The following is a 23,244-nucleotide window of genomic DNA, read 5'->3' as shown; positions in this document are numbered from 1 at the left end:
GATCGCAACCGGAACTGCAACCAGAACCGCAACCAGAACCGCAACCGGGGCCGGATCGGGCGCCCTGGCAATGCGGCTACCCATGACGAAGCCGCGGCGTGGGTGGAGTCATCGTTCCGCTCCGTCCTCCAGGTTGTGGGTCATCCGTTCCAGGACGGTGACGGCGATCCGGTACTCCTCGCGCGTGATGCCGGCCGTCGACAGCTCGCGGAAGGCGTCGACGCGTTCGGCGACCTCGGCGAGGCGGGCGCGGCCGTCGTCGGTCAGGGTGAGGCGGCCCGGCTCCGGGCGGGCGGCCCAGCCGTCGGCGACGGCCGTCCCGATGGCGTCGGTCAGGGCGGTGGCATCGGCGTTGGCGGCCAGGACGGTCAGCACGTCGGTGTCGGTGGCCTGCGGGTCGTCCCCGACGACGTTGAGGACCTGCCAGGCGAGTCGGGTGAGGCCGAACTCGGCCAGCATGGAGTTCATGGCGGTGGTGAGGGCCTTGTCGGTGCGGTTGAGCCAGTAGCCGATGGGCTTCATGCGGTGCTCCCGGGTGGGTCAGTGGTGCCGGGGTCGGGCGTTGCGGGGCAGCAGCCAGACGAGGGCGCAGCAGGCAAGAGTGGCGACGGCGACCACGGCGAGGCTGTGGACGGCTGCGTTCGTGGAGCCGCCGGGGGTGTGGAAGTAGACGGTGGTGACGGCTGCGGCGCCGATGCTGTTGGCGAGTTGCGCGACGGCGGAGAGGGAACCGCTGGCGCTGCCCGACTCCTTCGGGCCGACGCCGCCGAGGGTGACCTCGTAGACGGTGCCGAAGCAGGTGCCGAGGCCGAGGCCGGTGACGAGGACCGGGGCGATGAGCATCCCTGCTGTCGGGGTGGTGGCCTGGATCAGGACAAGCAGCGACAGCGTCCCGGCCAGCGTGAGCAGCAACCCGACGAGGATGAGCGTGCGGCCGAGGCGGGCCGTCAGACGGTGCGCGGCGATCGAGGCGAGGATGATGCCGGCGGCGATCGGGGCGAGGCCGAGCGAGGCCTGGGTCGGGGTGCGGTGCAGCCCGTTCTGGAGGAAGAGGGACAGGACGAGGAGCAGGCCGGCGACCGCCGCGTAGAAGACGAGGCCAAGGATCAGGCCGGAGGTGAAGCCGCGGTTCTTCAGCAGCGAGGGTTCGATGAGCGGGCTGGCGGCGCTTCGCTGGCGCAGGCAGAACAGGGCGAAGAGCAGGGCTCCGGCGGTGAGGGAGAGGATCGGGAGGGGCGTCCAGCCGTGGCTGGAGCCGTCGATCAGGCCGTAGAGCAGGCCGAGCATCGTGGTGGCGAGCAGTCCGGAGCCCGGACCGTCGACGGTGACCGTCCGGTCGCCGCTGTCACGGGGCAGCAGCCGCGTGGCCAGTACGATCGCGAGGCCGCCGAGCGCGATGTTGATCAGGAACATGGAGCGCCAGCCGAAGCCGTCGATGAGGAACCCGGCGAGGACCGGACCGCTGATCGCCGACAGACCGAGGCAGGGGGCGAAGACTCCGAACGCCTTGCCGAGTTCGTGCGGGGGGAAGACCGCGCCGAGGATGCCGAAGCCCTGGGGGATCACGAGGGCACCGAAGGCTCCCTGGAGCAGGCGGAAGCCGATGACGGAGGCGGGGTCGAAGGCCAGGCCGCAGGCGACGGACGCGAGCGTGAAGCCGGTGAGGCCGATCAGGAACAGGCGGCGGCGTCCGAACTTGTCACCGAGCCTGCCGCCGACCACCAGCAGGACGCCCATGGCCAGGGCGTAACCGGCGCCGAGCCACTGGACGAGGGCGTCGCCGCCGTTCAGATCGGTGGCGATGGTCGGGGCGGCGACGTTGGTGATCGTCGCGTCGAGGAGGTCGAGGACGGCGGCGAGGAGGACGACGGCGAGGACGGCCCAGCGGCGGCGGTCGGTCGTGGTCTGCGGGGTGGCGGGGGCCTGGGTCAAGGCCGTGGACATGGAATCCCTCGGGTGGAGGGACGGGCCTTGTGGTGCGGGCCCGTCCGGATCAGTGCTGGGTGAAGGCGGGGGCGTTCTCGTGGGCCCACTGCCGGTACGTGCGGGCGGGGCGGCCGAGGAGGGTTTCGGTGGTGTCGGCGATGGCCGCCGGACCGTGGTCGGCGGCCTCCCACAGGTCGAGCAGTGCGGAGACCATCGGCGCGGGCATGTAGTCGCCCATCTGCTGCTGGGCCTCGGCACGGGTGATCCGTTCGACCGGGATCTCACGGCCGAGGACGTCGGAGAGGACGGCGAGCTGCTCGCGGAAGGTGAGCGACTCGGGGCCGGTCAGGGTGACCGAGTGGCCGGTGAGGGAGGTGCCGGTCAGGGCCTCAACGGCGATGTCGGCGATGTCCTCGGGGTGGATGGGCGCGATGTGCGCGTCCGGGTAGGCGAGCTGGATCGGCATCGACCGGCCGATGACGTAGGCCCAGCCGAGGGAGTTGCTGGCGAAGGCGTCCGGGCGCAGGAACGTGCAGGTGAGATCGGAGGCGGCGAGGGCGCGCTCGACCTGGAGGCTGTGGCCGGCGATCGGGTCGTTCTCGGCGTCCGGGCCGAGGACGGAGGACGAGGACAGCAGGACGACGTGCTCGACGCCGGCGGCCTCGGCGGCCTTGGCCAGCTCGTGGACGCCGGCGGGCTGGGGGTAGAGGAAGACCTGTCGGACGCCGCGGAGCGCGGCGTCGAAGGTCTCGGGCCGGTCGAGGGCGAGCTCGACGGTCTCGACGCCCGCCGGGACGGTCAGTTCGGCTGGGCTGGCGCTGGCGGCGCGGACGGTGAGGCCGGCGGAGTGCAGGCGGCCGATGACGGCCTGGCCGACCTTGCCGCGGGCGCCGGTGATGAGGATGGTCATGAGGGGCTCCATTCGCTGCTTAACGACATATGCATGCTTCCATGCACACATTTGTAAGTCAACACATGCCTTCGTGGAGTCATCCATGTCTGTACGATGGGGGTCATGACGAAGCGCGAGCCGAAGACGGCGGACGAGCTGCTGGACGCCGTGGGTCCGGCCTTCGGGAAGCTGCGACGCTCCTCGCTCCTGGAGGTCGAGGACCCGATCTCCCAGAAGGACCTCAGTCGCACGCTGGTGCTCAGGATCGTCCTGGAGGCCGAGCAGAACGTCCCGGAGAGCGTCCCGGAGAACGGGCTGGCCGGGCAGCCCGGTGCCGGCGAGATCACCGTCGGCGCGGTCGCGCGGCACCTGGGCGTGGACCCGTCGGTGGCCAGCCGCATGGTCTCCGACTGCATCTCGGCCGGCTATCTGATCCGTGCGGCCTCCCAGCAGGACGGCCGCCGCACCGTCCTCCGACTGAGCCCCGACGGCCGTGAGCTGATGGCCCGCTTCGGCCGCCACCAGCGCTCGGCCTTCGAGTACATCACCGCCGACTGGACCGAGCGGGAGCGCCTGGAGTTCGCCCGCCTCATGCTCAAGTACGTCGACTCCCAGGACACCCTCCGCCACCGACTCCCCGGTGAGGACGCTCCACGCTGAGCCGTCCCGGCGGCTTGCCCTGGACGGTGAACTGCGGGCACGACGAAGGCCCCTGGAAACCGCCGTCGACGGCCTGCTGATCAGTGGGTCGGAGCGGCTTCTCGATCAAGGGTGCGCTTGATCACTCGGATCCCCTGGTCGACCATCTCGGCGATGGGCTCCCCGAGGCTGTCCGGCGTCACGTCGATGATCCAGACGAAGTGACTGCGGTTCTCGGTGTCGCTGAGGACCTGCATGGACGCGTGGTGGTGCGTGGGCTCCAGGGAGCCGCCGACCACCGCGTAGGCGATGCGCCGGGCCTCGTCGTCAAGGTCGACGATCAGCTCGTGCACCACGATCCCGCTCGCGAAGGTCACGATCCTGATGTCGCCCTCGACGCGGGTATCGGTGACAAAGCCCGGCGCGAGGCGTTTGTGGACCTCACCGAAGTCTCGGATGGCGGCCCAGACGTTTTCGGGGGAGTCGTCGATCAGGATGTCGCGGTGGATGGATGCCATGGGTTGGTCTCCTCTGCGCGGGCTCAGTTGCGGGTGGTGGCGGCTGTGAGGCAGAACGGGTGGCCCTCGGGGTCGGTGAGGACGATCCACTGACCGTCGCCCGGCTGGAACTCGGGCCGGGAAGCTCCGAAGCCGAGCAGTTCCCCGGTCGCGTCGTCCAGGTCGGTGACGGTGAAGTCGAGGTGCATGTGCTTGGCGCCGTCGGGCCAGCCGGGCGCCTGGTAGCCCTCGTCGCGGACGAAGGCGAGCTGGACCGGGGTGCCGTCGCCGTCGCCCAGCGACGCGAACTCCTGGTCGCTGTAGGTGATCTCCCACCCGGTGGCCTTTTGGTAGAACGCGGCCAGCGCGGCCGGATCGACGCAGTCGATGACCACAGTGCTGAGCTGCTTGAGCACGGGCATGCCGATGACTCCTGATGTCGGTACTGGCGAGGTGCGAAGGAAACGGCCCCTCGCACCCCGCCAGCGTGCTCCCGGCGGCAGGCCCTCGTCTTGAACATCCTTGCGCTGCTGTCAGACCCGCCGCGTAGCGTCCGCAGGGTGCTCACTGCCGTTCCTGTCGCCACCCGTCCCGACTTCGGCATCAGCTCGGTGACCTGCCGCGACGACCACACTCATTGGTCGGTACCGGAAGTCCGGGGCGACTACCGCGTGGTGCTCGTGCGCCGAGGCCGGTTCCGCAGGATGGCCGCCGGCGTGCCCGCCGAGATCGACGCGACGCTGGCCTACGTGGGGATCCCGGGAGAGGAGGAGAGCTTCGCCCACCCCGCCGGCGGCGACGTCTGCACGGCGATCAGCGTGACGCCGAAGCTGTGGCGCTCACTGGCCGGGGAGATCGCAGGGCAGGCCGCACACACGGTCTACGTCGACCCAAGCCTGGACCTGACCCATCGCCGGCTGCTCGCCGCTTCTGAGTCGGGAGATGTCGACTACGCGCTCTCCGAGGAACTGCTGGCTCTCCTGTCGACCGCCATCGGCCGGATCTCGCCCGGCCGGACACCGATCGCCGGAGCGCGCGCCAGACACGACCAGGGCCTCGTGGCAGCCGCCCGCGAGGCGATCACCGAAGCAGACCCGGCCTCGGACACGCTGTTCTCCCTGGCCGAGTTGCTCGGCGTCTCTCCCTACCGGCTGAGCCGGGCCTTCCCGCGTGAGCTGGGCGTGTCGGTGACTCGCTACCGTCACCGCGTCCGTATCGGCAGGGCCCTCGACCGCATCGAGGCAGGCGAACAGAGCCTCAGCACCCTCGCCGCCGACCTCGGCTACGCCGACCAGGCTCATCTGACCCGGACCATGCGCCACTACCTGGGCCACACGCCGACGGCGGTGCGACGGCTCCTGGCGTCCGCACACTGACCATGCCGACCTTGGCGGGGCGGGGCCGACCGAGACGGAGAACGACGAAGGCCCGGACCGTCGAAACGGTCCGGGCCTTCTGCCGGCGGAGGATACGAGATTCGAACTCGTGAGGGGTTGCCCCCAACACGCTTTCCAATTCTCCCGAACGCTGTCCGCCGGGGTTCGTACTCGTCCTGACCTGGGGTGAAGCGGGGCGCTGCCCAGGCTCTGAACCTCGCTGGACTGCGGTGAATGAGACCAGAACTGAGACCACGGGCGGCAACTTCACCACCGTGACGAGGTCGGCCCGGGCACGAGAAGTGTCCGGGCCGGCGCCGCGCGTGTGGATTCACGCGTCCCGCAGCCGCAGGATCGTGCCCCCGAGGAACAGCGCGGTCGCCGCCCAGAGGGCCAGAACGCCGAGGCCCGCCCAGGGGCCGATGGGGAGATGGCTCAGGTTCGTCGTCGCCTGGATCGCGAGGCCCGCCGGCATCGGGCCGAGCCGTGCCAGCAGCCGCTGCAGGTGCGGCTCGGTGACGACATGGCTGAGCAGCGGGAAGAGGTAGAGCAGCGCCAACACGGCGCCCGCCGCGACCGCCGCGTCCCGAACCGCGACGGCGACGCCGAGGGTGAGCAGGCCCACTAGGACCAGGTAGAGCACCGAGCCGGCTGCCGCGCGCAGGGTCGGCCCGTCGGCGAGGGAGAGCTGGGTGTAGCCGTGGGCGGGGGTGTACCCGGCGCCCGGCAGGAGCAGGTGTCCCGCGAGGATGGAGGCGAGCACGGCGACGCTTCCGACTGCGAGGACCGTTCCGCTGAGCACGGTGGCTTTCGCTGCCAGCACCGTGCCGCGCCTGGGCAGTGCCACAAGCGTGGTGCGGATCAGGCCGGTGCCGTACTCGCCGCCCACGAGCAGGACGGCCGTGACAGCGGCGAGCACCTGGCTCACCGACACCCCGGCCAGGCTGAGTCGCACCTGGTCCTGACCGCAGCCCGACGCCGGGCACGGGACGCTCGCGGACACAGCCGCGCCGACGCCGACCGTGACGAGAACCAGGCCGAGCAGCAGCCAGCCGTGTCCGGCCTCGGTGCGGAGCTTCGTCCACTCGGCGCGGCAGGCCCGGCGGAACCCGATGGTGTCGACGCCACTCATGCGTCCCTCCGGCGCAGCAGCATGGCTGCCGCCGCGAGAGCGAGCGCGCTCCAGGTACCGAGCACGGCGAGGCCTCCCCAGGGGGAGAGCGGGAAGTAACCCGACGAGGGAGCGTAGACGCTGAGCACCTGGTCGTGGCGCGGCAGGGTCTGCTGGACGGCGAAGCCCGCCGCCGGGGTGAGCCGGAGCACCCACTCGGCCGGGCCGCTCGGAAGCATGCCACCAAAGGCGAGTAGGTACGGGAACACCGTCGCGGCCACCACCGCGGTGATCGCTGTGGCGCTGCGCCGCAGCACCACACCGAGGGCCAGCGACAGGACCGCCGTCGCGGCCAGCAGCAGCCCCGTGCCGAGTGCCGCGCGCGCCTGGACCGCCGTGGGTACGGTGAGCACGGCGAAGTGGGTGGCGTGCGACCGCAGTTCACCGAGCGGGATGCTCACGGTGGCGGCTGCCGCACCGACGGCGAAGGCGACCGTCGCGACCACCGTGGCCTTTGCAGCGAGTGTCCTGCTGCGGTGCGGTGTCGCCGCGAGGGTCTGTCCGAGCAGCCCGCGGCGGTACTCGGTGGTGACGAACTGCACGGCCACCACTGTCAGTACGATCAAGCCCACGAACGTGCCGACGAGGAAGGTCTCCACGGTGAATGCCGGTCCGAGCGCCGGCCCGCCGACCACGGGGGCGATGTCGCCCGCGCCGGTGACGGTGAAGCCCTCGCCGGTCGTCGCCGTCCAGCCGCCGATGGTGCCGGGCGCGTAGCTGCCCGAGGTCCCGGCGTCACCGCCCACCTGCCCGCCCTGCCAGCCTCCGGCCGCCTGCCCCCAGGCGCCGCTGAGCGTTACGCGACGGAAGTCTCCCGTGGCCGTGGCCGGACTGCTGCTGCCGCCACCACTCGCCTGTACCGCCGCCGGGGCGGCGACGAACAGCCCCACCTGCACCGTTGTCGCCGGCTCGGGGAGCCGCGCGGCGCCGACCTCGGTCCAACGCACGCCGTCGATTGAGTCAAGGCCGATGACTGTCCTGCCCGTCCGGACGAGCCGCAGCCAGCGCGGCTCGGCGGTCGAGGGGCTTCCGGCCAGGCCCGCGCGGTCGTGCGTGAAGTCGTTCTGCATCCGCACCCCATGCGCGCCGGTGACCATCATCGCCGCGTAGGGTGAACCCTGGTCGAGACTCTCCTTGACCAGGATCCCGGCCTTGGACCACGGGGTGACGCCGGACGTGTTTCCGCCCGGCCCACCCGCCGGATCAGCCAGTACGCCAGTCAGCGCTGTCACCAGGACTGTGATGCTGCCGTCGCCGGTCAGTGCCTGGTGCACGAAGTAGAAGCTGTCGTTGACCGCCTCGCCGCCGGGGCCGACCGGGAGCGCTGTCACGCCCTGTGGGTGCTGGTTCGACGAGGCCGTGCCGACCAGCAGGAACAGCACGGACGCCAGCATCGCGCCGACGGAGCCCAGCACCCAGCCGCGCACGGTGCGGAACTTGGTCCACTCGGCGTGCAGCGCCCTCATCGCTCCACCCCCGCCGCCGAATCGGCACTCCGGTACTGGACGGCATCCCCGGTGAGCGCGAGATAGGCCTCCTCCAGCGTCACGCGGTGGGTGGCCACTTCGGCGAACGGCACCGCCGCCGCGGTGAGGCGTGCAACGATCGCCTCGCCTGGCAGCCCGGTGATGCCGAGGGTCCCGGGTCCGGTCACCTGCACGGTGGCGCCGGTGTGCGACAACACCTCGGCGGCAGCGAGCGGTTCGGAGGTGCGCAGCATCACCCGGCCGGCCGCGACCCCGGCCAGCAGCTCGCGCACACCGGTGTCGGCCACGACCCGGCCGCGCCCGACCACCACCAAGTGGTCCGCGACGTCCTCCAGCTCGCCCATCAGGTGGCTGGAGACCAGTACCGCGCGGCCCTCGGCCGCCAGCGAGGTGAGCAGGCCGCGGATCCACCGGATACCCTCCGGGTCCAGGCCGTTGAACGGTTCGTCCAACATCAGCGCGGGCGGGTCGCCGAGCAGCGCCGCCGCGATGCCGAGCCGCTGACGCATGCCCAACGAGAAGCCGCCCGCCCGGCGCCGTGCCGCGTCGGCCAGCCCCACCTGCTCCAGCACCTGATCCACCCGGCGCGCCGGCAGGCCCTGTGAATGCGCCAGCCACAGCAGGTGGTTACGGGCGGTCCGGCTGGGCTGCAGCGCTCCGGCGTCCAGCAGCGAGCCCAGCCGCGTCAACGGACTGCGCAGGCTCCGGTACGGCCGGCCGCCGACCAGTGCGCGGCCCGCGTCGGGTGCGTCCAGACCCAGCACCACCCGCATTGTGGTGGACTTGCCCGCGCCGTTCGGACCCACGAACCCGGTCACCCGACCGGGCCGGACCGCGAACGTCATCCCGTCCAGTGCCTGCGTCGCCCCGAAGCGTTTCCGCAGGCCCGCCACCTCGATCCCGACGTCGTCCCTCATCGCGGCCGCCCGTCCTCTCCCTCAGTCTTCGACTCCGGGCACCACGTTGCGTGCGCCTGCGTGACACGGGCGGAACGGGCGCTGTCATGCCGCTGTTAGGGCGCCTCGCCTAGCCTGATCAGGCAGCCAGGTGGCGGGGGAGAGAGAGGACCGATGACGGTGGACCAGGGTTTGCTCACGCCATCGGTGCTGCGCCGCCGCAGCGTCCGTTGGCAGTTCACCACCCTGTACTCCACCCTCTTCGTGGCCTCAGGTGCCACGACGCTGGCGGTGGTCGGGCTGATCGCGGGCGGCTCGGTGGCCGTCGCGCCTGCCCCGGACAACGGGACCGGGCCCGTCCCGTCTGGTGCCCAGGAGCGGATCGCCAGCCTTGAGCACCAACTCACCGAGGCCCACACCCAGCAGACGCACCAACTGCTCCTCGGCTTGGCTGTCGGCCTGACAGTGATGGGCCTGGTCTCGGTCGTGCTCGGCTGGTATGCCGCCGGGCGGGTGCTGCACCCGCTGCGCGCGATGACCGCCGCCACCCGCCGGATCTCCGCCGACAGCCTGCACGAGCGGCTCGCCGTCCAGGGCCCGCGCGACGAGCTGAGGAACCTCGGCGACACCATCGACGGGCTGCTGGCGCGCCTGGAGGGCGCGTTCACGGCCCAGCGGCGATTCGTCGCCGATGCCTCCCACGAACTGCGTACCCCGCTGGCCACCATGCGGGCGGCAGTGGACGTGACGCTCGCCAAGCCGGGCCCCCTCCCCGAGCAGACGCGGAGGCTGGCGGGCCGGGTCCGCGCTGAGCTCGACCAGGTCGACCGGCTGCTGGACGGCCTGCTGACCCTGGCCCGCGCCCAGCACGGCGTGCTGCCGGGTTCCGAGACCGTCCGATTGGACGAGCTCGCCGCCGAAGCCCTCGACGAGCGGGCCGACGCCATCGCTCGCCGCGGTCTGACGGCAACCCGCGAGAGCGGCTCCGCCGTTCGCGTGTACGGCAGCCGGACCCTGCTGCGCCGACTGGTGCAGAACCTGGTCGACAACGCGGCGCAGCACAACGAGCCCGACGGCTGGCTACGCGTCGCCGTCCACGCCGATAGCGACGCGCTCGTCCACCTGGTCGTGGACAACGGCGGACTGGCGCTGACGCAGGACGAGGCGGCACAGCTCGTCCGCCCGTTCCGCCGGATCGGCGCGGAGCGAACCCGCGGCAGCGACGGATCGGGTCTCGGGCTCGCCATCGTCGCGGCGGTCGCCGAGGCGCACGGTGGCACGCTGGAGCTGCATGCCCGCTCCGGGGGTGGTCTGCGGGCCACCGTCACCCTGCCGCAGGCCGGCGGCAACCAGGAGGCCACGGCATGAGGGTGTTGGTGGTCGAGGACGCGCGGGTGCTCGCTGACCTCGTGGCCGAGGGCCTGCGCGACCAGGGCATGGCGGTGGACGTCGCCTATGACGGTCTGGAGGCCGCCGCCAAACTGGACACCGCCGCGTATGAGGCGATCGTGCTGGACCGCGACCTGCCAGGCATCCACGGCGACGCGCTCTGCCAGATGGTCACCGACCGGGACGAGAGGCCGATGGTGCTGATGCTTACCGCCGCCGACTCGCCCGGTGACCGCGTCGGCGGCCTGAGTCTGGGGGCCGACGACTACCTGGTCAAACCCTTCCACTTCCCCGAACTCGTTCTCCGGCTACGGGCCCTGGCCCGCCGGCGGCCCTACGCCCGCGCCCGAGTGCTCCGCGCGGCCGGCATCGAACTCGACCCCGTCCGCCGCGCCGCCACGCGGGACGGGCGACGGCTCGACCTCTCGGTCAAGGAGTTCGAGGTCCTCGCCGCCCTGCTGCAGGCCAGCCCCGCATTCCTCAGTGCGGAGGCCCTGCTGGAGCAGGTGTGGGACGAGCACGCCGACCCGTTCACCAACACCGTCGCGGTGACCATCGGCAGACTCCGACGCAAGCTCGGCGAACCACCTGTGATCGCCACCACGCCCACGGTCGGCTACCGGATCGCCGACTCGGGAGAGTGACCGCCGGTTGCGAGCCGCCGACGCACTACTCGCGGCAGCGGCGACCCGCTGACGACGAAGGCCCGGACCGCTGTGCGGTCCGGGCCTTCTGCCGGCGGAGGATACGAGATTCGAACTCGTGAGGGGTTGCCCCCAACACGCTTTCCAATTCTGCACGCGGGTGTACGGGTGGGTCCGGAACTGTCCTGACCTGCGGCGGAGAGGTCGGTGGAGGGGCCTGTGGACGCCGCTGAACGTTGATGAATGAGCCCAGAACTGAGACCGAAACCGAGGCCGGGATGGGGTCAGGCCACGTGTGGTCCGAAGGCGACGGTGGAGGTGTCGCCGTCCAGGCCGATGTTCAGTGATGCGTCCAGTGCCTTGGCGAGGCGGGTCGGCAGGGGCAGTGTGGGGACGGTTGCGCCAACGGGCCGGCCGGCTGGACTCGCGGAGCCGACGGGATCTTCTCGCCGTCGGAGCCGCAGGGATCCCCATCTTCAGGGCGGGTCGGATCCGGGGCCTGGAATCCGCGTAGCGGTGTGTCATCGTGGGGGTAGGGCGCGACGGCGCGGTCGGCTAATGCAGGAGAGGGCAGCTGTCATGTCCCTACAGCCTGATCACCTTGGCCCTGCCGCGACACATCTCAGGTCCCCGCAGTGGCGGAGCAGGGAGTACGCGGACCTGTTCGGGCAGGCTCCGGTGATTTTCGCTGCGCTGAGCGGCCCGAGGCATGTGCTGGAGGCAGCGAATTCGGCGTTCTTCGAGGCCTGCGGAGGCGACCGCAGGCGCACCGGCGTGCCGATCGGAGAACTGATTCCGGAACTGGCTTCGCAGGGCGTCCTCGACCGGCTCGATGCGGTGTACCACACCGGCACCGCGTACCGGGCCCAAGGCAGGCGGCTCGTGCTCGGTGAGCCGGGGGCGGAGCGGGAGGGGTTCTTCGACTTCACCTACGAGCCCCGCCGAGACCTGGTCGGCCAGGTCGACGGAGTGGTGGTGATCGCGGTGGAGACCACCGCGTACCACCATGCCCAGCTCCTGGCCGCCGAGCAGCGCATCCTGCTGGAGCAGATCGCGCGCGACGCCCCGTTGGACGAGATCCTGAGCGGCATGGCCAGGGCCATCGAGGACCTGTCCCCGGAAATGATCGTCTCGGTGTTGCTTGTCGATGCCGACGGCCGACACCTGCGGCACGGCACCGGCCCGACCCTGCCCGCCTTCTACAACGAGGCGATCGACGGGATCGCCATCGGCGACGGCGTCGGCTCGTGCGGCACGGCCGCCTTCCTGCGCGCGCCAGTGATCGTCACCGACATCGCCACCGATCCCCGGTGGGAGGGCTATCGCGACCTGGCAAAGCGGGCTGAGGTCGCGGCATGCTGGTCCACCCCGATCGAAGGACTGGACGGTCGGCTGCTGGGCACCTTCGCGATATACCACCGCATTCCCAAGGCCCCCGAGGACAAGGACGTGGCGCTCAGCGCCGCGTTCACCCGCATTGCCGCCCTGGCCATCGAACGCCACCGCGCGGTGGAGGCAGGCCATGCCGCCCAGCAGCGTGAGAAAGCGGCCCGTGAGGACTTGGCTTTCGTGTTGGACGCCAGCACCGCCATCACGCGCGAGCTGCACTATTTCGACTGCCTGCAGTGCCTGGCCCGGCTGACCGTGCCGACCTTGGCGCCACTGTGTGCCGTCCACGTGGTCGAGGGTGGCCAGACCCGGCGGATCGCCGTGGCCGCCTCCACCCGCGCCGAGGAAGGCCTCCTCGCCTCCCCCGAACTGAGCGACGAGGTCGACAACGCGGTTGCTCGTGTACTGGCCTCCGGCACCACCGAGACCGACCACTTCGGCGCCCGTACGGGCGGTCTCTTTGCGCAGCTCGGCGTCACCGGTTACGTGTGCGCGCCGCTGGCCACTCGCGGCGGCACCTTCGGCGTACTGACCCTGCTGGCTACTGACCGGCCGATGGACAGCCACATCGTCGCCCTAGCCGAGGAGCTCGCCCGCCGGGCCGCATCCAGTGCTGACAACGCCCACCAGTTTTCCGACCGCGTCCAACTGGCCCGCGACCTGCAGGCAGGCCTGCTGCCTCCCGAGTTGCCCAGGATTCCCGGCACCACTCTGGCGGCCTCGTACCATCCCGCCGGCGAAGGACTCGACGTTGGTGGAGACTTCTACGATGTCTTCCCGCTGTCCGACGACTGCTGGGCGCTCATGATAGGTGACGTGTGCGGGCGCGGTGCTCTGGCCGCCGCCACCACCGGCGTGGTCCGCCACACCGCACGCGCCGCCGCCCGTCTCCTGAACGACCCGGCGGCGGTGGTCGCCGCCATCAACGACGCTCTGGCGGATAGCACCGCCGACGAGGACCGCTTCGTTTCACTCGTCTACGCCGAACTGCGGCAGAACGTATCCCACCTCGCACTGAACCTGATTCGCGCCGGCCACGTACCCCCACTCGTACGCCGCGCCGACGGCACGGTCGAAGAACTCGCCCAACCGGGCATACTCCTGGGTATCGGCCCCCACCCCGACGGGTCTGCTAGCAGTATCGACCTGTATCCGGGCGACGCCCTGATCCTGGTCACCGACGGCATCACCGAGGCACGCTCAGCGGACGGCGAGTTCTTCGGTGAGGACCGCTTGGCTGAGGCCCTCGTCACGCTTGGGACCACGTCCCCCACCGCCACCGCCCTCATTGAGACCGTCACCGCCGCAGTCGCCGCCTTCGCAGCTGATTCCACCATCGACGACCAGGCCGTGCTGGTTCTCACCGCCACGTGACAGTGGCCGGCGCCGCAGAGGCCGTGAAAGAAGCGCTGTGAGCGGTCCGGGCCTTCGTCTTGCCTGCTCAGGCACTGCGGAGGATACGAGATTCGAACTCGTGAGTGGTTGCCCCCCAACGCGCTTTCCAACTGTTCGTCCGGCTGTTCAGGGGCGGGTGCGGGCGTCCCGACCTGCGATTGGGCGCTCTTGCTGCCCGAGCGCGATCGCCGCTCGGGGCCGGCCGTGCACAAGCCCGCCGGGTTGCTGAACTGAGGACCCAGAGAGCTTCCCGTGACACCGGCGGAGATCACCCGCTACGCGGCGGCGGCTCGGGAACGGGAGGCTTCGATCTCGGCGTAGGCGCCGGCCTTGTTCTCCCAGTGGGAGCCCTCGACGGATTTTCCGGGTTCGAGGTCCTTGTAGACCTCGAAGAAGTGGGTGATCTCCTGCAGGTCGAACGGAGGCATGTCGTCGATGTCCTGCAGCCGTGCGAAGCGCGGGTCGTGAGCGGGCACGCAGAGCACTTTCTCGTCCGGCCCTTTCTCGTCGGTCATGACGAACATGCCGATGGCGCGACATGTGATGCCGCATCCCGGAAAGGTGGGCTCGCCGACGAGGACGAGGGCGTCGAGAGGGTCGCCATCCCCACCGAGGGTGTCTTCGATGAACCCGTAGTCCGCTGGGTAGCGGGTGGCCGTGAACAGCATCCGGTCCAGGCGGATCCGCCCGGCTGCATGGTCCATCTCGTACTTGTTGCGCGAGCCTTGGGGGATCTCGACGATCACCTCGAAGTCCATGTCGGCCTCCTTCCGCGATCCCGGGCGTCCGGTGCCGCGACGACTCCAGGTCTTCATTCTCCGGCGGATCAGCCGAGGCCGCATCGCGGCCACCCGGTTGCACTCTCTAGCTCTGCAGACCTTCAACGCCCCGGGTTAGCCTCTGTCTGAACAGGGCTTCGTCCGCTTTGTCCCCGGGCGGCGCGTTTGTCCCCGGGCGGCGCGTTTGTCCCCGGGCGGCGCGTTCGACAGAGCCACTCCGCAGGAGTCGACAAAGAGGGATTCTCCGGCAGCGATCCGGTCGAAGTAAGCCAGGCTATTCGCAGATCGCGCGACTCGCCCGCGCAGCCGAGCGGTTCAGTGCGCCCGGCGCACCAGCACGACGTCGAGGAGGACGGAATGGCTGGGTTCGTTCTCGCCGGCGCATCCGCTGTGCAGTACACCGCCGCGCTTGTCCCTGGGCGGAGCCGGCTCGGTGCTCCAGCCGCAGTGGCACCTGTGCTGACCGGGTCGGGCCGAACCCTGGTGGTGGTGGTCGCGCTGATCGCGGCCGGTGCACTGGTGGTGGCCTGGGTGTTTGTGAGGCAGGTGCTGGCCGCGGACGAGGGCACGCCGGCGATGCGGCGGATCGCCGCAGCGATCCAGGAGGGCGCGAACGCGTATCTGGCGCGCCAGATACGCACCCTGGGGGTGTTCGCCGGGGTGGTGCCTTTCGTGCTGCTGCTGCTCCCGGCGGACAACTGGGGGCAGCGGGTGGGGCGTTCGGTGTTCTTCCTGGTCGGGGCGGCGTTCTCGGCGACGACCGGGTACGTGGGGATGCAGTTGGCCGTACGCAGCAATGTGCGGGTAGCGGCAGCGGCGCGGGCGGCAACACCGCCGGTTCCTGCGGCAGGTGATCGGGAGGGGCCGACGGCGGCACCGCTGGTGCGTACGGTCTCGCATCGCGCGATGCGGATCGGCTTCCGCACCGGCGGGGTGGTGGGCATGTTCACCGTGGGGCTGGGATTGCTGGGGGCGGCCGCGGTGGTGCTGATTTACCAGACGAACGCGCCGAAGGTGCTGGAGGGGTTCGGTTTCGGTGCGGCGTTGCTGGCGATGTTCATGCGGGTGGGCGGAGGGATCTTCACCAAGGCCGCAGACGTCGGCGCGGACCTGGTGGGCAAGGTGGAGCAGGGAATCCCGGAGGACGATCCGCGCAACGCGGCGACGATCGCCGACAACGTGGGCGACAACGTGGGGGACTGCGCGGGGATGGCGGCCGACCTGTTCGAGTCCTACGCGGTGACCCTGGTCGCCGCGCTGATCCTGGGCAGGGCCGCCTTCGGTGACCTCGGGCTGGCCTTCCCGCTGGTAGTACCCGGGATCGGGGTGCTCACCGCAGTGCTGGGCATCGTGGCGGTCTCCCCACGGCCCGGGGACCGCAGCGGTATGACCGCCATCAACCGTGGGTTCTTCGCCTCCGCGCTGGTCTCGCTCGCCTTGGTGGCCGGCGCGGTTTTCGCGTTCCTACCGGCCCACTTCTCCGGTCTGCACGGGGTACCGGCCGAGATCACCCGGCACGCGGGCAGCCCACGACTTTTCGCCCTGGCCGCGGTGGCCATCGGGATCGTGCTGGCCTCCGCCATCCAGCAACTGACCGGCTACTTCACCGAGACCACCCGCCGGCCGGTGCGGGACGTGGCCAAGACCTCACTCACCGGGCCGGCCACCGTGGTGCTCTCCGGTATCGCGCTCGGCCTGGAAGCGGCCGTGTACTCCGCCGTGGCCATCGGCGCCGCGGTCTACGGCGCCTACCTCCTCGGCGGCGGCTCCCTGATCCTGTCCCTGTTCGCGGTCGCACTGGCCGGCACCGGGCTGCTGACCACCGTGGGCGTGATTGTGGCCATGGACACGTTCGGCCCCGTCTCCGACAACGCCCAGGGCATCGCCGAGATGTCCGGCGACGTCACCGGCGCCGGCGCGCAGGTGCTTACCGAGCTGGACGCGGTCGGCAACACCACCAAGGCGATCACCAAGGGCATCGCCATTGCCACGGCAGTGCTTGCCGCCACCGCGCTGTTCGGCTCCTACACCGACGCCATCAACACCACCGAGGCGCAGATCGGCCCAGCCGCCCACGGCTCGAGCCTGAGCCTGGCCATCGACCAGCCCAACGACCTGGTCGGCCTGCTGCTCGGCGCTGCCGTCGTCTTCCTCTTCTCCGGCCTGGCCATCAACGCCGTCTCACGCTCCGCCGGTGCAGTGGTCTATGAGGTCCGTCGACAGTTCCGCACCCGCCCCGGCATCATGGACGGCACCGAGCGGCCCGAGTACGGCCGGGTGGTGGACATCTGCACCCGCGATGCACTGCGCGAACTGGCCACCCCGGGTCTGCTCGCCGTGCTGGCCCCGATCGCCGTGGGCTTCCTCCTCGGCGTCGGCTCGCTTGGCTCCTACCTGGCCGGCGCCATCGGCACCGGCACCCTGATGGCCGTCTTCCTGGCCACCTCCGGTGGCGCCTGGGACAACGCCAAGAAACTGGTCGAGGACGGCCACCACGGAGGCAAGGGCAGCCCCGCCCACGCCGCCACCGTCATCGGTGACACCGTAGGGGATCCCTTCAAAGACACCGCAGGACCCGCCATCAACCCGCTGCTGAAGGTGATGAACCTGGTCTCCCTTCTGGTCGCCCCAGCCATCGTCAAACTCGGCTTCGGCTCGCACGCCAACCTCGGCCTCCGGCTGACTATCGCCCTGGTGGCCCTGGCCGTCGTCATCACCGCAGTGTGGATCTCCAAACGCCGCAGCATCACCGTCGGCCCCGACGAAACACCCACCGACACCCGAGCGCCGGAGGAGCCCGCCCCCGTCCCGTAGTCCGCATCCTGAGTGCGGGGAGCAAGCCTGCGGACTACTGAGACCAGGAAACGGCGAAGACCCCGGCCGCATCGCGATCGGGGTCTTCGTTTCGGCTGGTCAGCCGTGGCGGAGGATGCGAGATTCGAACTCGTGAGGGGTTGCCCCCAACACGCTTTCCAATTCTCCCGAACGCCGTCCGTCAGCGTTCACACCCATCCTGACCTGCGGCGGAGCGAACCGCTGGGCGGCGGCTGAACCCGGCTGGACGGGGGTGAATGAGACCAAAACTGAGACCAGCGCGGGGCCCTCGTCGCTACTGGTCGTAGGACCAGGCGCGGCCGGTCTGCCGGTACTGCTCGACGGGGATGGGCACGACGTCGACCCGCATCCGTGCGGTGTACAGCAGGCCGTCGAGGTGGTCGATCTCGTGGTGGAGCAGGCGCGCGAGCCCGCGCTCGTAGGTGGTGACCATCGCCTGGCCGTCCAGGCTGGTGGTCTCCACGGTGATCCGCAGTGGCCGGGGGACCAGGCCGCGGACGTCGAAGAAGGACAGGCAGCCTTCGAACTGCTCGTCCGCTTCGTCGGAGCGGTCGGTGATGCGCGGGTTCAGCATGACGATCGGCGGGCTGTCAGGGTCGGCGGGCTGGACGATGGCGGCGGCCCGGCCGATCCCGATCTGCGGTGCCGCGATGCCCATGCCCTTGGCGAAGGGGTGGACCTGGCCGATGCGCTCCATCGCGGTGAACAGCTTCTCGACGACCTGCTCGGCGGCTTCGCGCTCGGCGGGCAGGTCGAACGGTCGGGCGGGCTCGGCGAGGATGGGCGCGCCCTCCTGGACGACACCGAGGTCGCGCATCTGGTCGCTGGGCCGCACCTGGATCACCTGAACTCCCCTTGGTTCGTGTCGCGTTCGGGTCGGCCCGGAATCGCCATTCCAGACGGTACCGGGCATGGAGGGTAGGCGTGGACGTGCTCCAGGAGAAGACCTGCATACCGGCCTGGTCGCGCCGAATCGGGGCGGTCCGCAGCGGTACCGCTTCGGCGGTCATCGAAGTCTCGGTGCCCCAGACCGCCGGGTCGAGCTCGGCGGGGAAGGCGAGTTCGACTTCCAGGTGCTCGGTGGGCAGGCGACACCGACCAGTTCTTCCTCGCCGACGGGGACTTCGCCATCGACCCCGCGTTCCCCGCTGCCGAGGTGGAGTCGCTGGCCGATGGGGTGTCGATGCGGGTCTGGCGTGCCGTCAACCCGGTCAACGGCCTTACCTACGGCTACGGCGGCCTCAAGCTGATCCGCACCAGCGCGCTGCGCGAGATGGGCCAGGCGGTCGACGTGCTGGCCGCGCTGCCCGGACGCGTCGAGTTCAGCGAGCAGACCGCTGGCACCACGCTGTTCAAGCAGACCCCGTTCCATGCCTGGAAGGCAGGCTTCCGCGAGTGCGCGATGCTCGCGCGCGGCAGCGAGTACGGCATGACCGACACCTCCGCCCAGGAACGCATCCTGGCCTGGACGGCCAGCGAGGACGGCGACTTCGCCCACTACGCGGCAGCCGGCGCCCGCGACGGGTGCGACTTCGCCCACCTAACGGCGCGCGACCCCAAGCGGCCCGAGGCGCTCAACGACCCGACCTGGCTGCACCGGCACTTCACCGCGCTGCACGACGAGCAGGCGATCGCCGGATGAGCGCCAGGACCGGGCCGCTGGTCCTGATCGAGCCGTACGCCCACCTCGGCGGCGGGCACCACCAGCGCACGCTGCCGCGCTCGCTGCCGCCCGCCCAGGCTCCGTGGTCATCACTCCGCAGGGGATCGCAGGCGGGCCCGGTCCGCTGCTGCGGGCCGGCGCCTGCATCGCCGCAGGCCCTGTGCGCCCGGCGGCGAAGGCTCTGCTGGCCGGTGCGCCCGGCGGCGAAGGCTCTGCTGGCCGGTGCGCGAGCGGCGGCACGCGTCTCGACCGCCGGTCAGCGGCTCTTCGCCTCGCGCAGCTGGCCGTTGGGCCTGCGTCGGCTGCCGCACCAGGTCACCCTGATCGCTCGCTGCCTGACCGAGGCCGCATGCCTTCGCACCGCCCGCCGCATCGCCCCGCAGCCCGGGGCGGTGGTGATTCTCGGCGTGAGCGAGGCCCTGCACGGCATGGCCGCCCTGCTCGGCGGCGGCCGACACCTGCGGTTCATCCACGAGCTCGTCACCACCGAGGACCGACCGGTCCGCTGGCTGGGTCGGCTCGCAGGCCAGGGCGAGAAGCGCGTGGTCGCGCTGTTCCCGACCACTGCGGTCCGCGATCAGTTCCAGCAGGGCTTCCCCCATCTGCCCGGCCGGGTGCGGGCGTTCGCGGTCGACGACGGCCGGCGCCTCACCGAGGCCGAACGCCAGGGCGCCCGCTCCGCCTTCACCATTCCCACCGGTGCGACGGCCGTGTGCCTGGTCGGCGGTTGGTGGCCGTACAAGGACCTCGCCACCGTCGACGCCGCCCTGGCCCGCATCACCGAGCCGCTGCACGTCCTGGTCTGCGGTGCACCGCTGGACGACGCGGTGCTCGAACGCTGGCACCGCCTTCCCCGCGTTCGGGTCCACACCGTGCCCGGCCCGGTCGGCGAAGACGTCCTGGGTGGTAGAGCGCACCCACTCGTGGATGAACGGCTACGGAAAGCTCCGTCGCTGTACCGAGAGGAGCGGCGAGGTCGTGGACTTCTACCTCTACCTCGCCGCCACTCTCGTCACGCTCCGCATGCTCATCCGACGCTCGACGAGCCGCTACCGCTGGGACGGCCGCCCCACCACCCGACGCCTCAAGTGATCCATTTGCCGGTCGGTCTTAATCGAGTGCGAGAGTCCCGGTCCGGGTGATACAAGGTCTGCGTGACTAAGCATCTCCACTTCTCCACCCTGCTGCGGATGATTGACGAGCGGTCCGCCGCGTTCCGCGCCGCCGTCGCCGCGGCCCCCAGCCTCGACGCCGACGTCCCGTCCTGCCCGGGCTGGACGCTGTACGACCTGGCGAACCACCTCAGTGAGGGGGACCGCTTCTGGGCCTACATCGTGCTGAACACCGCGCCGGGCGACGAGCGGCCGAGCAAGGACGGGCTGGCGGCGCCCAGGGAGCGCGAGGCCCTCATAACCTGGCTGGCCGACTCGACGGAGCAGCTGCTTACTGCCCTGCGCGAGGCCGGCCCGGACCGGGGCTGCTGGGCCTGGTGGGAGCCGCTGGCCTCGCCGCACACGGTGGCCGCCGTGGCCCGCCGCCGCGTCCCGGAGTCGCTGATCCACACCTACGACGCCCAGCTGGCCTCCGGTACCCCGCAGGAGCTGCCGACGACCGAGGCGGTCGACGCCATCGAGGAGTTCCTCGCCACCGTCTGCACCGTCACGGTCCCGTGGCCGGGCGAGCCCGCCACCATGGACTACCACGCAGCCGAGGCTGGCTCCTGGCGCCAGACGGTGGACGCCGCCGGTTCCCGCTTCACCCGCCTCACCGCGGCGGAGGCCGCCGAGAGCAAGCCCACCGCCGCCATCTACGGCACGGCGAGCGAGATGGCCCTGCTCATGTACATGCGCATCCCGGCCGGCTCGCTGCGGATGGAGGGCGACGCCGACCTGCTCCAGCAGCTGCAGAACTGGGGCTAGGACCGACCGGCAAATGGATCACTTGAGGCGTCGGGTGGTGGGGCGGCCGTCCCAGCGGTAGCGGCTCGTCGAGCGTCGGATGAGCATGCGGAGCGTGACGAGAGTGGCGGCGAGGTAGAGGTAGAAGTCCACGACCTCGCCGCTCCTCTCGGTACAGGGACGGGGCTTTCCGTAGCCGTTCATCCACGAGTGGGTGCGCTCTACCACCCAGCGTTTTCCGGCTTGGATCGGGGCGGGCACGCCCTTGCGGGCGATCTCGGCAGTGAAGCCCAACCCGGCTATCAGCAGACGGGACTTGGCGCTGTCGTAGCCGCGGTCGAGGTTGACGTTGACGGTCTCCGGCATCGCGCCGACCTGTGCCTGTGCCGCGTCCAGAGTGGGGCCGAGCAGGGGTGAATCGTGCCGGTCGGCCCCGTCGGAGAGGATCCCGAGCGGGACACCACAGGCATCGGACGCGACGGAGCGTTTCAGCCCCTGCTTGCCCCGGTCCACCGGGGAGCGCCCGGCCTTGTCCCCACCGGACGGGGCCTTGGTGATGCAGCCGTCCACCGAGATCTCGCTCAGCCCGAGGCCGATCATGCGGTCGTAGGCCTCGAGTGCAAGGGCATGGACCTTCTCGGATATCCCCAGTTCAGCCCACTGCTTGACGCGGCGCCGGATGGTCCGGTCGGAGCATCCGGCGCCAGCGATCCGTTCGTAGCCGGAGCCGTGGACCAGCGCGAGCACGATGTACTCGAAGACGGTCCGGTCTGGAACCCGTCGCCGGTGACAACCCAGCGGATGGCTCTCGGCTCGAGGAGGAGACCGGCCTCCTCGTCTGCCCGGCCGATCTCGTACTCGTCCACGCCATCCACGTCGAACAGGGCTTCGACCAGGCAGGGCAGTTCGTCCTCTTCGTCTTCGCCACCGACACGTGGACCGGCGAACTGACCAATACCGAGCCGGACAAACACCTGGCTGCCCAGTGGGTCTCTGGGGACCGCCTCCCTGAGCCCGCGTTCCCGACAGCTACGCAGGCCCTGGTCGCGTACCGGGACGGAAGTCCCTCCTTCTCCCGCTACGGATGGTCGGCCACCACGGCGTGATAGGCGGGCCAGGCGCAAGGGTGGCTGCCGCTACCGGGACCTCTGCTTGACCGAAGCTCTGCGGGCGGCCATCCAGCGGGTGACCGGGTCCTGTCCCAGTACGTGGCCACCCCCTACGCCACCCGCCTCCTTTCCGCCGCCGGCGCCCAACCCGCGGGCCTCGGCTACCTCCTGAAGGACCGCGTCGGCGACGTCGCCGACTTCCTCGACGCCCTGCGCCGTGTGGCGTCCGGTGACACCGTCATCGACCCCGACGTCGTGCGCATCCTCCTCCGCGCCCAGACCGCCGCCCACCCCCTCACCCGCCTCACCCCCCGCGAGCGCGAAGTCCTCTCCCACATGGCCGAGGGCCTCAACAACCAGGCCAGCGCGGCGCGGCTCTCCATCACCGAAGCCTCCGTGGTGAAGCACTGCGGCAACATCTTCACCAAACTCGACCTCGACCCCACCGAAGGCAACCGCCGCGTCCTGGCCGTCCTCACCCACCTCCGCGCCTCATAGCCGGACAGGGCGGGAGGTCAGCGCTGCTCCCACTGCTCCTTCGTGATCTCGTACTGCACGCCGCCGAGGTCGGCGCCCTCGACCATCAGCATGCCGTCCGGGGTGGGGAGGGGATGGGAGAACGTCATGCCCACCTTCTCCATGACGTTGCGCGAACTGCGGTTCAGCACCATCGTCGCGGCCCAGACCATGCGCAGGTCGAGCTCGCCGAACCCCTTGCGCAGCAGGGCCAGCGAGGTCTCGGTGGCGTAGCCCTTGCCCCAGGCCGCCTGCCGCAGCCGGTACCCGAGCTCGGCCTCGTCCTTCGGGCCGTCCTTCTCGGGTCGCAGGCAGAACCAGCCGATGAACGCCCCGCCGTCCTTCTCGAACGCGGCGAACAACCCGAGCTCGCCGCCCCACCTCTCGTAGCCGGCGATGATGTTCGGCAGATGGCTCTCGCGGACGACCTCCGCAGGCGTCCCCTCCCCGCCGGACAGGAAGCGCATCACCGCCGGATCGCTGTCCAACTCAATCAACAGGTCCGCGTCGTCAGCAGTGAATCGGCGCAGCGTCAGGCGCTTGGTCTCCAGATAGATGGTCACGCAGCGGATCATTCACGAACCACCTGAGACCCTCAACGCATTTACGGCACCACCCACCCCCGCACAGCTGGCGTTCTTTTTACAGGGGACTATCACGATCTAGGTGTACGGCACCCGGTTGGCCTAGCTGTTGATCTTCCTGGTGGGCGTAGGCCGGATGGTCTACGCCCGTCCGGCTGA

General features: G+C 70.6%; 21 protein-coding genes and 3 pseudogenes. 11 read left to right on the top strand and 13 right to left on the bottom strand.

Translation table 11 applies throughout. From position 1 onward, the window contains the following. Positions 1–108 precede the first annotated feature (108 nt). From ACIOJE_RS11045 to ACIOJE_RS11035, 3 genes are read right to left on the bottom strand one after another with little or no spacing between them, the layout of a single operon-like run. Entirely contained in the window at positions 109–522 is a 414-nt protein-coding gene (locus ACIOJE_RS11045; RefSeq protein ID WP_400775182.1) for a MarR family winged helix-turn-helix transcriptional regulator, read from the bottom strand. Positions 523–540: 18 nt separating this feature from the next. Continuing rightward, positions 541–1,944 (bottom strand): DHA2 family efflux MFS transporter permease subunit, encoded by a 1,404-nt coding sequence (locus tag ACIOJE_RS11040; protein WP_400775179.1) that lies wholly within the window; start codon positions 1,942–1,944, stop codon positions 541–543. Positions 1,945–1,993: 49 nt separating this feature from the next. Then, positions 1,994–2,836, bottom strand: a complete 843-nt coding sequence (locus ACIOJE_RS11035; RefSeq protein ID WP_280673525.1) for an NAD(P)H-binding protein — start codon at positions 2,834–2,836, stop codon at positions 1,994–1,996. A 105-nt stretch (positions 2,837–2,941) separates the two neighbouring features. On the opposite strand from ACIOJE_RS11035, the gene ACIOJE_RS11030 reads away from it, so the two are divergent. Then, a complete protein-coding gene (locus ACIOJE_RS11030; RefSeq protein ID WP_400775177.1) occupies positions 2,942–3,478 on the top strand; it encodes a MarR family winged helix-turn-helix transcriptional regulator in 537 nt (178 codons plus the stop codon). An 80-nt stretch (positions 3,479–3,558) separates the two neighbouring features. On the opposite strand, the gene ACIOJE_RS11025 is transcribed toward ACIOJE_RS11030, so the two are convergent. Together ACIOJE_RS11025 and ACIOJE_RS11020 are read right to left on the bottom strand one after the other, a co-directional pair. Continuing rightward, the gene (locus tag ACIOJE_RS11025; RefSeq protein ID WP_400775174.1) at positions 3,559–3,975 is read right to left on the bottom strand and encodes an SRPBCC family protein; all 417 of its coding nucleotides are present in this window, start codon (positions 3,973–3,975) and stop codon (positions 3,559–3,561) included. 23 nt (positions 3,976–3,998) lie between these two features. After that, positions 3,999–4,376 (bottom strand): VOC family protein, encoded by a 378-nt coding sequence (locus ACIOJE_RS11020; RefSeq protein WP_280673519.1) that lies wholly within the window; start codon positions 4,374–4,376, stop codon positions 3,999–4,001. Positions 4,377–4,514: 138 nt separating this feature from the next. Here ACIOJE_RS11020 and ACIOJE_RS11015 point away from each other — a divergent pair, with 138 nt between their 5' ends. After that, positions 4,515–5,330, top strand: a complete 816-nt coding sequence (locus ACIOJE_RS11015; protein WP_400775171.1) for a helix-turn-helix domain-containing protein — start codon at positions 4,515–4,517, stop codon at positions 5,328–5,330. Positions 5,331–5,661: 331 nt separating this feature from the next. Here the strand turns inward: ACIOJE_RS11015 and ACIOJE_RS11010 are convergent, their stop codons facing one another. The 3 genes from ACIOJE_RS11010 to ACIOJE_RS11000 are packed head-to-tail and all read right to left on the bottom strand — an operon-like array spanning position 5,662 to position 8,905. Further along, on the bottom strand, positions 5,662–6,462 hold the full coding sequence (locus ACIOJE_RS11010) for an ABC transporter permease (protein WP_400775168.1): 801 nt from the start codon (positions 6,460–6,462) through the stop codon (positions 5,662–5,664). Further along, a complete protein-coding gene (locus ACIOJE_RS11005; RefSeq protein WP_400775165.1) occupies positions 6,459–7,967 on the bottom strand; it encodes a hypothetical protein in 1,509 nt (502 codons plus the stop codon). Before ACIOJE_RS11005 ends, ACIOJE_RS11010 begins: the two co-directional genes overlap by 4 nt. Beyond that, the gene (locus ACIOJE_RS11000; RefSeq protein ID WP_280673511.1) at positions 7,964–8,905 is read right to left on the bottom strand and encodes an ATP-binding cassette domain-containing protein; all 942 of its coding nucleotides are present in this window, start codon (positions 8,903–8,905) and stop codon (positions 7,964–7,966) included. Before ACIOJE_RS11000 ends, ACIOJE_RS11005 begins: the two co-directional genes overlap by 4 nt. A gap of 153 nt (positions 8,906–9,058) precedes the next feature. Here ACIOJE_RS11000 and ACIOJE_RS10995 point away from each other — a divergent pair, with 153 nt between their 5' ends. The 3 genes from ACIOJE_RS10995 to ACIOJE_RS10985 all read left to right on the top strand — a co-directional run bounded on the left by ACIOJE_RS10995 (position 9,059) and on the right by ACIOJE_RS10985 (position 13,680). Then, complete coding sequence (locus ACIOJE_RS10995) at positions 9,059–10,252, top strand: sensor histidine kinase (RefSeq protein ID WP_400775163.1); 1,194 nt, start codon at positions 9,059–9,061, stop codon at positions 10,250–10,252. Continuing rightward, positions 10,249–10,917, top strand: a complete 669-nt coding sequence (locus tag ACIOJE_RS10990; RefSeq protein ID WP_280673507.1) for a response regulator transcription factor — start codon at positions 10,249–10,251, stop codon at positions 10,915–10,917. The genes ACIOJE_RS10995 and ACIOJE_RS10990 overlap by 4 nt, the downstream gene beginning before the upstream one ends. 678 nt (positions 10,918–11,595) lie before the next feature. Continuing rightward, complete coding sequence (locus ACIOJE_RS10985) at positions 11,596–13,680, top strand: SpoIIE family protein phosphatase (RefSeq protein WP_400775160.1); 2,085 nt, start codon at positions 11,596–11,598, stop codon at positions 13,678–13,680. A 296-nt stretch (positions 13,681–13,976) separates the two neighbouring features. Here ACIOJE_RS10985 and ACIOJE_RS10980 read toward each other — a convergent pair whose 3' ends face one another. Then, on the bottom strand, positions 13,977–14,459 hold the full coding sequence (locus ACIOJE_RS10980) for an inorganic diphosphatase (protein WP_218205006.1): 483 nt from the start codon (positions 14,457–14,459) through the stop codon (positions 13,977–13,979). A gap of 378 nt (positions 14,460–14,837) precedes the next feature. On the opposite strand from ACIOJE_RS10980, the gene ACIOJE_RS10975 reads away from it, so the two are divergent. Beyond that, positions 14,838–17,294: a sodium-translocating pyrophosphatase gene (locus ACIOJE_RS10975; RefSeq protein WP_400775501.1), complete on the top strand. Its 2,457-nt coding sequence runs from the start codon at positions 14,838–14,840 to the stop codon at positions 17,292–17,294. Between the two features lie 295 nt (positions 17,295–17,589). Here ACIOJE_RS10975 and ACIOJE_RS10970 read toward each other — a convergent pair whose 3' ends face one another. Further along, on the bottom strand, positions 17,590–18,159 hold the full coding sequence (locus ACIOJE_RS10970) for a peptide deformylase (RefSeq protein ID WP_280673499.1): 570 nt from the start codon (positions 18,157–18,159) through the stop codon (positions 17,590–17,592). A gap of 339 nt (positions 18,160–18,498) precedes the next feature. Here ACIOJE_RS10970 and ACIOJE_RS10965 point away from each other — a divergent pair, with 339 nt between their 5' ends. Continuing rightward, positions 18,499–18,957 carry a hypothetical protein gene (locus tag ACIOJE_RS10965; protein ID WP_400775157.1) on the top strand — a complete coding sequence of 153 codons (459 nt, stop codon included), beginning with the start codon at positions 18,499–18,501 and terminating at the stop codon, positions 18,955–18,957. 110 nt (positions 18,958–19,067) lie between these two features. Here the strand turns inward: ACIOJE_RS10965 and ACIOJE_RS10960 are convergent, their stop codons facing one another. After that, positions 19,068–19,772, bottom strand: coding sequence for a hypothetical protein (locus ACIOJE_RS10960; protein WP_400775154.1), 705 nt, complete (start codon positions 19,770–19,772; stop codon positions 19,068–19,070). A 103-nt stretch (positions 19,773–19,875) separates the two neighbouring features. Between ACIOJE_RS10960 and ACIOJE_RS10955 the strand changes: the two are divergent. Then, a pseudogene (locus ACIOJE_RS10955) lies at positions 19,876–20,070 on the top strand (IS5/IS1182 family transposase); the annotation flags it as partial. A gap of 62 nt (positions 20,071–20,132) precedes the next feature. Then, a complete protein-coding gene (locus tag ACIOJE_RS10950) occupies positions 20,133–20,897 on the top strand; it encodes a maleylpyruvate isomerase family mycothiol-dependent enzyme (protein WP_400775152.1) in 765 nt (254 codons plus the stop codon). Between the two features lie 18 nt (positions 20,898–20,915). Here the strand turns inward: ACIOJE_RS10950 and ACIOJE_RS10945 are convergent. Continuing rightward, a pseudogene (locus ACIOJE_RS10945) lies at positions 20,916–21,698 on the bottom strand (IS5 family transposase); the annotation flags it as partial. On the opposite strand from ACIOJE_RS10945, the gene ACIOJE_RS10940 reads away from it, so the two are divergent. Beyond that, complete coding sequence (locus tag ACIOJE_RS10940) at positions 21,647–21,982, top strand: NUDIX domain-containing protein (protein ID WP_400775497.1); 336 nt, start codon at positions 21,647–21,649, stop codon at positions 21,980–21,982. The pseudogene ACIOJE_RS10945 and the gene ACIOJE_RS10940 sit on opposite strands and share 52 nt — an antisense overlap. Positions 21,983–22,069: 87 nt before the next feature. Then, positions 22,070–22,483: pseudogene (locus ACIOJE_RS10935) on the top strand (LuxR C-terminal-related transcriptional regulator); the annotation flags it as partial. A 17-nt stretch (positions 22,484–22,500) separates the two neighbouring features. Here the strand turns inward: ACIOJE_RS10935 and ACIOJE_RS10930 are convergent. Continuing rightward, a complete protein-coding gene (locus ACIOJE_RS10930; RefSeq protein ID WP_400775150.1) occupies positions 22,501–23,064 on the bottom strand; it encodes a GNAT family N-acetyltransferase in 564 nt (187 codons plus the stop codon). Positions 23,065–23,244: the final 180 nt, after the last annotated feature.

It is taken from the genome of Kitasatospora sp. NPDC087861 (assembly GCF_044742585.1).
Classification (GTDB): domain Bacteria; phylum Actinomycetota; class Actinomycetes; order Streptomycetales; family Streptomycetaceae; genus Kitasatospora.
The sequence above is the reverse complement of the archived record's forward strand: the minus strand, read 5'-3'. Positions and strand labels throughout refer to the sequence as shown.

Bases quoted from the DNA above. Each gene is read 5' to 3' on its own strand.
- ACIOJE_RS11040 (WP_400775179.1), bottom strand. From the start codon at position 1,944: ATGTCCACGGCCTTGACCCAGGCCCCCGCCACCCCGCAGACCACGACC.
- ACIOJE_RS11025 (WP_400775174.1), bottom strand. From the start codon at position 3,975: ATGGCATCCATCCACCGCGACATCCTGATCGACGACTCCCCCGAAAAC.
- ACIOJE_RS10980 (WP_218205006.1), bottom strand. From the start codon at position 14,459: ATGGACTTCGAGGTGATCGTCGAGATCCCCCAAGGCTCGCGCAACAAG.
- ACIOJE_RS11045 (WP_400775182.1), bottom strand. From the start codon at position 522: ATGAAGCCCATCGGCTACTGGCTCAACCGCACCGACAAGGCCCTCACC.
- ACIOJE_RS11020 (WP_280673519.1), bottom strand. From the start codon at position 4,376: ATGCCCGTGCTCAAGCAGCTCAGCACTGTGGTCATCGACTGCGTCGAT.
- ACIOJE_RS11005 (WP_400775165.1), bottom strand. From the start codon at position 7,967: ATGAGGGCGCTGCACGCCGAGTGGACCAAGTTCCGCACCGTGCGCGGC.
- ACIOJE_RS11035 (WP_280673525.1), bottom strand. From the start codon at position 2,836: ATGACCATCCTCATCACCGGCGCCCGCGGCAAGGTCGGCCAGGCCGTC.
- ACIOJE_RS11030 (WP_400775177.1), top strand. From the start codon at position 2,942: ATGACGAAGCGCGAGCCGAAGACGGCGGACGAGCTGCTGGACGCCGTG.
- ACIOJE_RS11010 (WP_400775168.1), bottom strand. From the start codon at position 6,462: ATGAGTGGCGTCGACACCATCGGGTTCCGCCGGGCCTGCCGCGCCGAG.
- ACIOJE_RS11000 (WP_280673511.1), bottom strand. From the start codon at position 8,905: ATGAGGGACGACGTCGGGATCGAGGTGGCGGGCCTGCGGAAACGCTTC.
- ACIOJE_RS10990 (WP_280673507.1), top strand. From the start codon at position 10,249: ATGAGGGTGTTGGTGGTCGAGGACGCGCGGGTGCTCGCTGACCTCGTG.
- ACIOJE_RS10965 (WP_400775157.1), top strand. From the start codon at position 18,499: ATGCGGGTCTGGCGTGCCGTCAACCCGGTCAACGGCCTTACCTACGGC.
- ACIOJE_RS10995 (WP_400775163.1), top strand. From the start codon at position 9,059: ATGACGGTGGACCAGGGTTTGCTCACGCCATCGGTGCTGCGCCGCCGC.
- ACIOJE_RS10975 (WP_400775501.1), top strand. From the start codon at position 14,838: ATGGCTGGGTTCGTTCTCGCCGGCGCATCCGCTGTGCAGTACACCGCC.